This is a genomic window from Marinobacterium sp. YM272, from assembly GCF_050908845.1.
In the GTDB taxonomy this organism is placed as follows: Bacteria; Pseudomonadota; Gammaproteobacteria; order Pseudomonadales; family Balneatricaceae; genus Marinobacterium_D.
On record NZ_CP194171.1, the window covers coordinates 2,551,861 to 2,563,941 of the forward strand.

General features: G+C 56.4%; 9 protein-coding genes. 8 read left to right on the forward strand and 1 reads right to left on the reverse strand.

The genetic code is table 11. The features are described from left to right. The first annotated feature begins 13 nt into the window (after positions 1-13). The 6 genes from ACQUQP_RS11430 (at position 14) to cueR (ending at position 7,379) form a co-directional block, all read left to right on the forward strand. Complete coding sequence (locus ACQUQP_RS11430; RefSeq protein WP_432695160.1) at positions 14-1,363, forward strand: ATP-binding protein; 1,350 nt, start codon at positions 14-16, stop codon at positions 1,361-1,363. A gap of 236 nt (positions 1,364-1,599) precedes the next feature. Then, on the forward strand, positions 1,600-1,896 hold the full coding sequence (locus ACQUQP_RS11435; RefSeq protein ID WP_432695161.1) for a hypothetical protein: 297 nt from the start codon (positions 1,600-1,602) through the stop codon (positions 1,894-1,896). Positions 1,897-1,972: 76 nt separating this feature from the next. Further along, positions 1,973-2,776 carry a DsbA family protein gene (locus ACQUQP_RS11440; RefSeq protein ID WP_432695162.1) on the forward strand — a complete coding sequence of 268 codons (804 nt, stop codon included), beginning with the start codon at positions 1,973-1,975 and terminating at the stop codon, positions 2,774-2,776. Then, positions 2,773-4,197 carry a multicopper oxidase family protein gene (locus ACQUQP_RS11445; RefSeq protein WP_432695163.1) on the forward strand — a complete coding sequence of 475 codons (1,425 nt, stop codon included), beginning with the start codon at positions 2,773-2,775 and terminating at the stop codon, positions 4,195-4,197. The genes ACQUQP_RS11440 and ACQUQP_RS11445 overlap by 4 nt, the downstream gene beginning before the upstream one ends. Before the next feature lie 140 nt (positions 4,198-4,337). Further along, positions 4,338-6,821 carry a heavy metal translocating P-type ATPase gene (locus ACQUQP_RS11450; RefSeq protein ID WP_432695164.1) on the forward strand — a complete coding sequence of 828 codons (2,484 nt, stop codon included), beginning with the start codon at positions 4,338-4,340 and terminating at the stop codon, positions 6,819-6,821. Positions 6,822-6,866: 45 nt separating this feature from the next. Next, positions 6,867-7,379 (forward strand): Cu(I)-responsive transcriptional regulator, encoded by a 513-nt coding sequence (gene cueR / locus ACQUQP_RS11455; protein ID WP_432695165.1) that lies wholly within the window; start codon positions 6,867-6,869, stop codon positions 7,377-7,379. Between the two features lie 111 nt (positions 7,380-7,490). Here the strand turns inward: cueR and ACQUQP_RS11460 are convergent, their stop codons facing one another. Next, positions 7,491-7,694: a heavy-metal-associated domain-containing protein gene (locus ACQUQP_RS11460; protein WP_432695166.1), complete on the reverse strand. Its 204-nt coding sequence runs from the start codon at positions 7,692-7,694 to the stop codon at positions 7,491-7,493. Between the two features lie 424 nt (positions 7,695-8,118). On the opposite strand from ACQUQP_RS11460, the gene ACQUQP_RS11465 reads away from it, so the two are divergent. Both ACQUQP_RS11465 and mcrC read left to right on the forward strand, forming a co-directional pair. Beyond that, positions 8,119-10,512 (forward strand): AAA family ATPase, encoded by a 2,394-nt coding sequence (locus ACQUQP_RS11465; RefSeq protein ID WP_432695167.1) that lies wholly within the window; start codon positions 8,119-8,121, stop codon positions 10,510-10,512. 14 nt (positions 10,513-10,526) lie between these two features. Next, positions 10,527-11,660: a 5-methylcytosine-specific restriction endonuclease system specificity protein McrC gene (gene mcrC, locus ACQUQP_RS11470; protein WP_432695168.1), complete on the forward strand. Its 1,134-nt coding sequence runs from the start codon at positions 10,527-10,529 to the stop codon at positions 11,658-11,660. Positions 11,661-12,081 lie beyond the last annotated feature (421 nt).

Sequence of the window (12,081 nt, forward strand, 5' to 3'; positions counted from 1 at the left end):
GAGGGGCCGTCGCGTGAGCGATACCAATGCAGCGAATCTCCAACACGCCTTTGATTACCTCGATCGGGTAATCACGGCGCGTATCGAGCTACACCAGCGCCAGGCGGATGATCCGGCACCCGAGAAGTTGCCGGGGCTGGCGTTCTTCGAGGACAGCTCCGCGTTTGCCGGGTTTATCCGTGAGCGGCAACCCAGTTTCGATGAATATGTCGTGCTGCTGCTGGCACTGGTGCCCCATGTGCAGCCCAGCTTTCTCGATAACCTGTTTCTGCGCCGCCTGCCTGATCAGGGCCTGTTCGCCGAGTTCGGTGGCAGTCGCGACAACGCAAACCGGCTGTTCCAGCCCACTGGCGAAACCGCTCTGTTTACCCTGGCGGGCATCGATCTCGACCGCCGTTTTGAGGTGCAGAAGCTGTTCAGCGCCGATCACTGGTTTGCAGCTGAGGGTGTGCTGCAGCTGCAAACCGCCAAACCAGGGGAGCCGGGGTTCAGTGGCCGGCTTCTACTCAACCCCGACTATGTCGAGCTATTCACCACCGGCAGTATCAGCGCTCCCCATTTCAGCAGTGCCTTCCCCGCCCAGCGGATTGGTACCGGCCTGGCCTGGGAGGATCTGGTACTTGACTCAAACGTACAGCAGCGTATCGACGAAATACGCTGCTGGATCGAACACCACCGGCAACTGATGCAGGATTGGCAGATGGCAGCACGCTTCAAGCCGGGTTACCGGGTGCTGTTCCATGGTCCGCCCGGTACCGGCAAGACCCTTACCGCCACGCTGCTGGGCAAGCATACCGGGCGGGAGGTTTACCGGGTGGATCTGTCGACGGTGGTGTCCAAGTATATCGGCGAGACCGAGAAGAACCTGGCCGCGTTGTTCGACAAGGCGCGAAACCGCGACTGGATACTGTTCTTCGACGAAGCGGATGCGCTGTTTGGCAAACGCACCGGCATCAAGGATGCCCACGATCGCTTCGCAAACCAGGAGGTGTCCTACCTGCTGCAGAAAGTGGAGGAGTTTGATGGCCTGGTGATCCTGGCTTCCAACCTCAAGTCCAATCTCGATGACGCCTTTCTGCGCCGTTTCAATGCCGTGATCGGCTTTCCGCTACCCGCCGCCAGGGAGCGCGAACAGATCTGGCGTATCAGCATGCCGACCGGTGTGAGCTTCGACACCCCGGAGCTGCCTTACGAGCGTTTGGCGCGCTTTGAACTGAGTGGCGGCACTATCATCAATGCGGTGCACTATGCCTGTCTGCAGGCGCTCAGCCGGGGAGGCGATAAGCATCTTGTCTATGATGACCTGCAGCGCGGCATCGCTCTTGAGATGGAGAAAGAGGGGCGGGTATTCAAACCCTTGTAAGGAGTTGCTGCGCGTTACCCTGTTGGTAGTTCCTGGTTGCTCGCGCAATAAAAAGTATATAAAACAATATAATAGCATTTATAGTTAACATGCCGCCTGATGAGTCTGTCAGAGACTGGTTGCTGTCGATCCGACCACAGAGCGCATTCGAACAATCGCTACCGACCCGTTAACGAAGCGTTGATGGTGTCGTGAAAACTCTGTTATAAACGGGCACTTAAGTCAGACTGCAGACTATGAAAAAGCTGATCACACTCCTCACCACGCTGCTGTTCCTGTTAGCCGGGTTCACGACAGGACCTGCCGTCGCTGATCGCAGCAGCGCACCGCGTGTCGAGGTTGTGAGTGCTGTTCACTCCAGCTGTAGCCAGCAGTTATCCAAGTGCCCGCGTATCTGCGCCGTTCAGCCACTGTCTGTCTCCAGCACACCCGAGACGATCTGGCGGGAGGACCTGATTCTGCCCGCCGGCTTCGATGTGGCCGCGACCCGGCCCGGATTTACCACCCAGCCCACGCCTCCTCCACGCGCCTGAATCCGGTTTTTCGCTATAACTGATAGAAACTTCCGCCAAATTTTACCGGCGGAGCTGACGTTGCGTGGAGTTACCAATGAAAAAGTCACTGATACATCTGATGCTGGGCAGCCTGATGGTGCTGCTGATTAGCGGCCAGGCCCGGGCGCAGGCAGCCGATGCCGATATTGAAAAGCTGATCGACCAGAAGCTGGAGCAATACTTCAACAGTGAGGCGTTCGACAAACGGGTCGAAACGTCGATCATCCGCTTCATTGAAAAACAGAATCAAGCCCGGGCGGAGCAGGCCAGGCAGCAGCGCGAGGCGCAGGTGGCCAATCTGCCGCCGGTGGACCCGGAATCCGATTATGTGCGCGGCGCAACGGATGCCACTTTTACCCTGGTCGAATATTCGGATTACGAGTGCCCTTACTGCAAACGTTTCCACGAAACAGCCAAGACCTTTGTTGAAAACAATCCGGATGTGAACTGGATCTACCGGCACTTCCCGTTGAACTTCCATAACCCCGGTGCGCAGAAACAGGCTGAAGCTGCCGAGTGTGCCGGCTCGCTTGGAGGTAGTGAGGCGTTCTGGCGCTACTCCGACCTGATTTTCGAGCGCACCCGCTCCAACGGCAAGGGATTCCCCATCGCGAACCTGGGTCCCCTCGCTGAAGAGATCGGCCTCAACCGGGTGGCGTTCGATTCCTGCATGAAAGAGGAGCGTTTCCGCGACAAGGTGCTTGCCCAGACCGAGGATGGCAAGGTCTCTGGCGTAACCGGCACACCGGGCAACTTCCTGCTGCATAACGCCAGTGGCGAAGCGGTCGCCATCAGCGGTGCGCAGCCGCTGGCGAACCTGGAACGGATCCTCCAGCAGATGAAGGACGCCCTCAAATGAAACTGAGCCGCCGTCACTTTATTCAGCTCAGCGGGCTTGGCTTGATGGCAGGTCCGACGCTGGTCACCGCATCGCCGCAGACTGAAACTCCACATCAGAGCGAGTCCGGCGTACGTCGACTGAGGCTTGTCCTTAAACCGGAAAGCCACCACTGGTTCGCCCCCCTGGGCGAGCCGGTGGGGCTCTGGGCGTTCGATCGCGACGTGCTGCGTCTGCGCCAGGGCGAGCCGGTGGAAATTGAAGTAGAAAACCAGCTACCAGATCCCAGCAGCGTGCACTGGCATGGCATGCGGATCGATAATCCTATGGATGGCGTCAGTGGCCTGACTCAGGAACCGATCGCGCCCGGCGAACGGTTCATCTACCGCTTTACACCTCAGGATGCGGGGACCTACTGGGCCCACTCCCATCACAAAACCTACGAGCAGTTGGCACGGGGGCTTTATCTGCCGCTGATTGTAGATGAGCAGGAGCCCGTTGAGGTCGACCGGGATCTGGTACTGACCCTGGACGACTGGCGTCTGAATGAGGCGCGCCAGTTTGATACCGCCAGCCTCGGCGCCATGCACGACTGGGCCCACGGCGGTCGCACCGGCAACCTGCTGACGGTGAATCGCCAGCTCCAACCGCGCTTCAAGGTGAAAGGGGGCGAGCGGATCAGGCTTCGCCTGCTTAACACCGCCAATGCCCGCATCATGGCAGTGCGGCTGCCTGATCTGCCCAGCTGGATCTGGGCCAAGGATGGACAGCCGCTGACGACGCCCCGGGGGCACAGCGGGCCGCTGCTACTGGCGCCTGCTGAGCGTTATGACCTGGTGGTCGATATTCCCGCGCAGGCTCAGGGCGCCCTGGCCATTCAATTGCAGACCGATGGCGCTCCGATCGACCTGGCGCTGCTGCAGATTGATGGGCAGATCGATGGCCAGATAGGGCAGGGCGAGCGCGATGAACCCCAGCCACTGCCGGCGAACCCGTTGCCGCAGCTGGCCGACCAGCCGGTCGATCATCGGGTGCAGCTGGATATGACCGGCGGCGCCATGGGCGGCCTCAGGCAAGCGGTCTACGGGGGCCAGACGCTGAGTACTCGGGAGCTGGTTCAGAACAAACAGATCTGGGCATTTAACGGTGTCGTCAATATGCCGGAGCAGCCGCTGCTGGAGGTACGCAGTGGCGACCTGGTGGAAGTCGAGATGCTCAACAACACCCGCTGGCCACACAGTCTGCACCTGCATGGACACCACTTTCAGTCGGACCTGGCACGTTATAACCAGGGACTCTGGCATGACACGGTGGTAATGGCGTCGGGCGAGCGCACCAAAATCCGCTTCCGTGCCGACAAGCCAGGCAGCTGGCTGCTGCACTGCCATATGATCGAGCATCAGGCAGCAGGCATGGTGAGCTGGATCCGGGTTCGCGCCTGACCCTGTTGGCGGGGCGCCGGTAAATCACCCAATACCCATAGTTAATACATGGGTTTTTATCGTCCCGCTCTTGACCTTCCAATCGTGGGAAGGTTTATAGTTCAGGGTATCCGCATGAGATGCTTGTAAGGAGGCAACTGATGGATACCCCGACAAAACAGAATCAGTCGCCCGTGTCGTCGATAAGCCTGCCCATTGAAGGCATGAGTTGTGCCTCCTGCGTTGGTCGCGTGGAAGCGGCACTGAAGAAGGTCGAGAACGTCGATGAGGTCGCGGTCAACCTGGCGACCGAGCGTGCCGATATTCGCTCCCATGCTCATGTCGACCAGCAAGCGCTGATCGAAGCGGTGGAAAAGGCGGGCTATTCGGTACCCGCTACAACCACCGAACTGTCCATCGAGGGGATGAGCTGCGCGTCCTGTGTCGGCCGTGTAGAGCGCGCCCTGCAGGCCGTGCCCGGCGTCATCGAGGCAAACGTGAACCTGGCCACCGAACGGGCCAGCATACGCGGCAACACCGGTGTCGAGACACTTATCGACGCCGTGGCGGATGCCGGCTACACCGCCAGCGAGATCGACCAGGGCGGCGCAGGGGCTGATGAAGCCGCGGAGAAGAAGGATGCCGAACTGGCCTCGCTCAAGCGGGACCTGACCATCGCGGCGCTGCTGTCTCTGCCCGTGTTCCTGTTGGAGATGGGTTCTCACTTTATTCCAGGTATCAAGAGTCTCGTCAGCAACACGATTGGCCTGCAGATGAGCTGGTACATCCAGTTCGTGCTGGCAACCCTGGCGCTGTTCGGACCTGGTCGGCGGTTCTTCAAGCAAGGTGTACCGGCGCTGCTGCATGCGGCACCGGATATGAACTCGCTGGTGGTACTCGGTACCTCGGCCGCCTGGGGTTATTCGGTCATTGCGACTTTCTTCTCTGGCCTGTTGCCGGCCGGGACTGCAAACGTCTATTACGAGGCGGCGGCGGTCATCGTGACCCTGATCCTGCTTGGGCGCTTCTTCGAAGCCCGGGCGAAAGGGCGCACATCCCAGGCGATCAAACGCCTGGTTGGCCTTCAGGCCAAGACAGCACGGGTGCGCCGCGATGGTAAAACGGTGGAGATCGGCATCGGCGAGGTGAAACCGGGCGATACGCTGGAGGTTCGCCCCGGTGAGCGCATACCGGTGGATGGCGACGTGATCGAAGGCGAGAGCTATGTCGACGAATCGATGATCACCGGTGAACCTGTGCCGGTATCCAAGACGACTGGCAGTCCCGTGGTCGGAGGTACCGTCAATCAGAAAGGTGCGCTGGCATTCAAGGCCACGGCGGTGGGTGGCACCACCGTACTGGCCCAGATTATTCGCATGGTAGAAGAAGCTCAGGGCTCGAAACTGCCGATCCAGGGCTTGGTGGACAAGGTGACGATGTGGTTTGTGCCCGCGGTGATGACGGCGGCGCTGCTGACCTTCCTTGTCTGGTTCTTCGCCGGTCCCGCACCGGCGCTGAGTCTTGCGCTGGTCAATGCGGTGGCGGTACTGATCATTGCCTGCCCCTGTGCCATGGGGCTGGCGACACCCACATCGATCATGGTTGGCACCGGTCGCGGCGCCGAGATGGGGGTGCTATTCCGCAAGGGTGAGGCTCTGCAGTTGCTCAGGGACGCTAAGGTCGTCGCGGTCGACAAGACAGGGACCCTGACCGAGGGTAGGCCAGCACTGACCGACCTGGAAGTTGCCGAAGGGTTCGAGCGAAACGACGTACTGGCGAAAATCGCAGCGGTGGAGTCCCGCTCGGAACATCCCATCGGTCGCGCCATCGCTGATGCGGCAGAGGCCGAAGGGATTAGTATCCCCGCTGTTGAGGGCTTTGAATCTGTCACCGGTTTTGGTGTGAAGGCACAGGCGGAAGGTGTGTCGGTCGATATCGGCGCGGACCGATATATGAGCAAGCTCGGTCTCGATGTAGCCCGCTTTGCCGAGGTGGCAGAACGCCTGGGCAGCGAGGGTAAAACACCCTTGTACGCGGCGATTGATAACAAACTGGCGGCAATCATTGCGGTATCCGATCCGATTAAGGAGTCTACACCCGCAGCGATAGAGGCTCTGCACGCGCTGGGACTGAAAGTCGCGATGATTACCGGTGACAACCACCGCACGGCCGATGCGATCGCCCGGCAACTGGGTATCGACGACGTTGTTGCCGAGGTGCTGCCGGAGGGCAAGGTTGATGCGGTGAAAAAGCTCAAGTCCCAGCATGGCAAGCTCGCCTTCGTGGGCGATGGTATCAATGATGCGCCGGCCCTGGCGGAAGCCGATGTAGGTATGGCGATCGGCACGGGTACCGATATCGCCATCGAGGCGGCAGATGTGGTACTGATGTCCGGCGATCTCGGCGGTATCCCCAGTGCGATCGCACTCTCGAAGGAGACTATCCGCAACATCAAGCAGAACCTGTTCTGGGCCTTTGCCTATAACACGGCGCTGATTCCACTGGCGGCAGGTGCGCTCTATCCGGCATTTGGCCTGCTGCTGTCACCGATCTTTGCGGCCGGCGCGATGGCGCTCTCTTCGGTCTTTGTACTGACTAACGCGCTCAGGTTACGCCGGTTCAGGGCGCCGACCCAGGCTGCCTGAGCCCGGCAGTGACTGGAACTGATCGCATTGGCAAAGGGGACAAGTATGAATATCGGCAAAGCAGCAGCGGCATCCGGTGTTTCGGCGAAGATGATCCGCTACTATGAATCGATCGGATTGATCCCCGAAGTGTCCCGGACCGATGCCGGTTACCGGGACTACTCCGACAAGGATGTACACCGGCTGCGGTTCATCCGGCGGGCACGCGACCTGGGCTTTTCGGTTGATCAGATGGCCGAACTGCTTGCGCTCTGGCAGGACCGCGGCCGGGCCAGCGCGGACGTCAAGCGCATCGCGCTGGAACATGTGGCGGAACTGGAGCGCAAGGCCCGCGAACTCATGGAAATGAGCGAAACGCTCTCGCACCTGGCCGGCAACTGCCATGGAGATTCGCGGCCCGATTGCCCGATCATTAACCAACTGTCAGAGCAGAGCGAACTCGAGGAGAGTCAGGAGCCTGATCACGCCCGCGTTGGCAAGAGTGGGATTGAACCGGGCAGCGAGCAGCGGCATGCAAAGGATTCAACCAAGCCAGGCGGCCAAACAGGGGATAGCTGAATAAAGCCGTAAAGTGGCCCCCTTAAAATCCACCAGAAAAGAAAAAGGCTGCCCCGGATCTCTCAGGGCAGCCTTTTTACCTTCAGGCGGTGACAGTCATACATTCGTTTATCAGGCGCTGATCGCCTGGTTTTCGTAACCGGCTTCTCGAATCGCATCGCTGATCGACGCGAACGCAACATCGCTGCTTACAGTCACTTCGCCTTTTTCAATATCGGCGGCAACGTCTGCCTGCGAGTCCAGCGCTTTGACCGCTTTCTCAATCGCAGACACGCAGTGGCCGCAGGACATGCCGGTCACCTTGAAATGATGCATTTAAACCTCCTTTGAGCTTTGGATAGCAACGAATATAGACCTTCCAACAGTGGTAAGGTCAAGCTGGTATAATCAAAAAAAGCGCAGAGTAAATACGGGCTAGACCGAGGTGATGAAATCGCATCAAGCAAGGCGACGACGGGCAAGAAAGGGAATTCCTCTCTTCAAAGAACGCCTTATGCTCTACATGTGTAATGAGCCGTCTCGTGTTGAGTGGCTATACCATCCACGCTTACCATCTATTATTTCCCAAACGAAAAGCACCTTATGGATTCGCCATCAACTGCAGATAGAACAGATGGCGGTGACGGCTCTGCCAGAGGGGACTTCATTGATCGGGCACTAGCAGGATTCAAGCTCGGTCGTTATCGTTAGGCATTATTTAGCTTCAGCGGAAACAACGGAATCAGGGATTAGATAAAACATGGAATCGAAGCAGGCGTATTGGTTCGTAGGAGCACTTTGGGATGGCAAAGACGACCAGACTGAACGGTTTCTCAATGAGGGAATCTGGGAGAACGGCTACAAGGATAAGCACCTTGATGAGGTCAATTCGATCCAGCCTGGCGATAAAATTGCGATCAAGGCTGCCTTCACCCAAAAGAAAAACCTGCCGTTCCAAGCCAATGGTTCAACAGCTTCAGTCATGGCTATTAAAGCGCGTGGAACTGTTACAGCGAATGAGGGCAACGGTAAAACCGTCCATGTCGATTGGGAGCCGCTAGTCCCTGAGAAGCGATGGTATTTCTTCACACACCGAGGCACAGTCTGGAGGCTAGAGGGCAAGCGATGGCTGTCACGGGCGTTGATCGACTTCACATTTAATGACGCCGACCAAGACTATAACCGTTTCAGGAACGCCCCTTATTGGAAGGAACGGTTTGGAGACAATGCCAAACAATCACGTTTTCCTTGGACCGAGTTTTACGAAGAGCTCGCAACCAAGCTGGTCAAGTACCAGGACGACAGAGGCCCCCTAGTTGATCACCTGCATAGCATTTCTCAGCAGGTCGAAGGGCTCAGCCATCTCAACGACAGAGATGCAGACGGTAATTCGTTCCCGCTGGCGGATATCTGTCCCTTTACGCTGCTAGGCACCTTTAATCGCCAACTAACCGATCCAAATCGTCGAGCCATAGCCGCCAAGTTGGCAGCTTTCTTAGATGTGGATGCGGAGCTCCCCGCTAACTTCGACGCCATACCGGTTTTAAATAATCAAAAGTCCTGGTTCTTCGCGTTTAGCAATGCGCGGAAGGATGGCGACATAGACAAATTGTGGGAGTTTTTTGCGGCGGCTATCGCCTATGCAGATGGCGACCCTGAGTCTGAAGTAGAGCGATTCGCCCAAGGGTACGACGCAGCATCCACTATTAAAAACGTGGGCTGGAATCTGACCATGGGCTTGTACTGGATTAGGCCGTGGGTTTACCTGCCGCTTGATGGCACTTCTCAGCAGTACATAAAAGACAAACTCAATACTCCAATACCGAAGAATAGCCCCAAAGGGCGCTGCAGTGCGGATGATTATTTTCAGGTATTGAGAACAGTAGAGGCACGATTCGAAGAAGATACCTTTCCTGTTCACTCGTTCCCCGAATTGTCGTTTGAAGCCTGGCGTTATCAGCCGCCAAGCGTAGCAGGGCAGTCCGCAGGTACCTGGAAAAGCCGCGTTTATGGACTCGTTAAAGATCTTTGTTTGGAGACTGGGTCTGCCGACTTCACTCGCAAACAATTTCAGGATCGGTTCTTGTCCGAACTGACAGAGGAATACCCTTCGAACAACACCGTCGCGTTTACCATTGATCGTAATATGCAGACCCTGCGAGACGACGATTTAATCGAGTTTCTAGGTAATGGCTCGTACCGCTGGACTGAGTTCGATACCGAACAAGGCGGTGCAGAAGAGAAGAGTTACGACCCGCAGCCAAAGGCAGAGCCCTATGGCGTCGAAAACATTCTTAATGACGGATGTTTCTTAAGCGAAGACCAGGTTTTCAAGTACCTCAGTGTTCTTAAGTCGAAGCAGAATCTTGTCTTGCAGGGGGCACCAGGTACTGGGAAGACCTGGTTGGCCAAGAGGCTGGCCTATGCGCTGATCGGCCACAGAATTGAAGAGCGGGTGCGTGCTGTCCAGTTCCATCCGAATCTCTCTTATGAAGACTTCATCAGGGGCTGGCGCCCTGGAGGTAATAACGGTGTATTAGAGCTTGTTGACGGCCCGTTCCTCGAAATGGTCTATCTGGCCCAGCGCAACCCTGAAAACAGCTATGTACTGGTTATCGAAGAGATCAATAGAGGCAACCCCGCCCAAATCTTCGGCGAGATGCTCACCCTGCTGGAAAAAGACAAGCGCACACCGAACGAGGCGCTGGAGCTGACTTACGGTGAAGGCAGCAAAAAGCGAGTCTACATTCCCAAAAACCTCTACGTAATCGGCACCATGAATATTGCCGACAGGTCGCTGGCTTTGGTTGACCTGGCCCTAAGACGCCGCTTTGCGTTCATTGACCTCAAGCCTCAATTGGGTGAGCGCTGGCGCATATGGGCCCATGAAAGGCTCGGAAGCGATACGGCCAGAGTCATAGATATCGAAAAACGCTTCAATGAATTGAACCAAGCAATCACCGATGAACCTTCGCTTGGAGCGCAGTTTCAGGTTGGGCACAGCTATGTAACGCCAACCGAAGAAAGTGAGGATGTCAGTGGCTGGTTCCTGGATAAAGTAGAGACTGAAATTTACCCGCTACTGCAGGAGTACTTCTTCGATGCTCCTAATCGGGCGGATGAACTAAGAGACACCCTGCTAGAGGGATGGTGATGGGTAGCCCAAGTGTGAATATCGGTGAAGAGCACACCATTGGTCGTGTCCCTGTCCGTAACCTCTGGCTTCTGATGCTCTATGCATCAGACCTCTACAGAACGGCAGGTAATCGTTTTTCCTCGGTGGAGGAGACACCCGATGATATTCCTGACCTTGTTGCCAGAATGCTGGTACATGCTGTCGAGCGACGCATAAGACGCAATCTGACTGCTGGATACACCCGTCGTGAAGCGCACCTTAGCCGCCTGCGGGGAAAAATAGATGCGTTGGAGTCGGCTCGGAATCAGCTCCATCTGAAGGGTAAGATTGCCTGTCGTTTCGATGAAATGACGATTAACACGCCCCGAAACCGCTATATCAAGGCGGCTTTGGAGCGGTTGCCATCAATACTGGCATCGGTCGGATTAGCGCGACAGTGCCGCAGTCTGGCAAGGCAGCTTTTTCAGATGGGCGTGACGGGCGACAGGCCTGAGAAAACTACCCTATCCAAAGAAACCTTTGGCCGCCACGATGGCGACGACAGGCAGCTGCTGATGCTGGCGGATCTCACCTTCGACCTCGCACTACCTAGCGAAAAACTGGGTCGACAGCAGCTTAGTGCGCCCGACCACAATGAAGTCTTTGTACGCAAGTTGTTTGAGAAAGGCGTTGCAGGCCTGTATGAGGTTAATCTGAAGCCTAAAGGTTGGCAGGTGAGGGCAGGCACTAAACTGGACTGGCAGACAGACGATCTTTCCGAGGGGATCAGCCGTATCCTGCCCTCAATGACCACAGATATTGAACTGGAAACCGAGACCCAAAAAATCGTTATCGACACCAAGTTCAATTCGGTACTGATTAAAGGCTGGTACAGGGATAGTTCACTGCGTAGTGGATACCTCTACCAGATGTACGCTTACTTACGCTCGCAGGAAAAAAACGGCGAACCTAAATCGTTATCATCCACCGGCATTTTACTGCATCCATGCGTCAGTGAGCCGCTCGATGAACAGGTCAGCATTCAGGGCCACAGGATTCGATTCGTTACCATCGACCTCAGGATGAGCGCCATCGATATTCATAAAACGCTACTCGGTATTGTGCAAAGTAACAGCCATACGGAGCATAACCCGGATGTAGTAAACTGTTTCCAAACAGTATCGTAGGGGGCGGCCCTCATCTCATTGCAGCCCGTACAAGGATTAGGCAAGTATCTCAAATAACTCAGGCTTCATGAGAGCCGATTGAAGTTCGCACAATTTTCGATCTATTTGCTGCACTTGTCTTAGTGTTTCGGCAACTAGCTCAGACTTTATTCGAAAAGCCTTATAGAAAAACACTATAACCAATTGATATGCAAAGGAATATGACAGGGAGATGTTGGTCTACAACGCCACGAAGCAGCAGTTTATTGATGATGTGCGAGCCAACGCTATTACCGAGGTTATCGAGAACGAGGTGGCGCGGAAGCTACACCGGAATTCGCCACGAAATGAGGTGATATCCTGGGAAAATTCGTTGCGGTTTATGATGAGCGCACTGCTGGATGAGGCAATCCCTGCAACGGCAGGGGTGGCCATCGAGTAC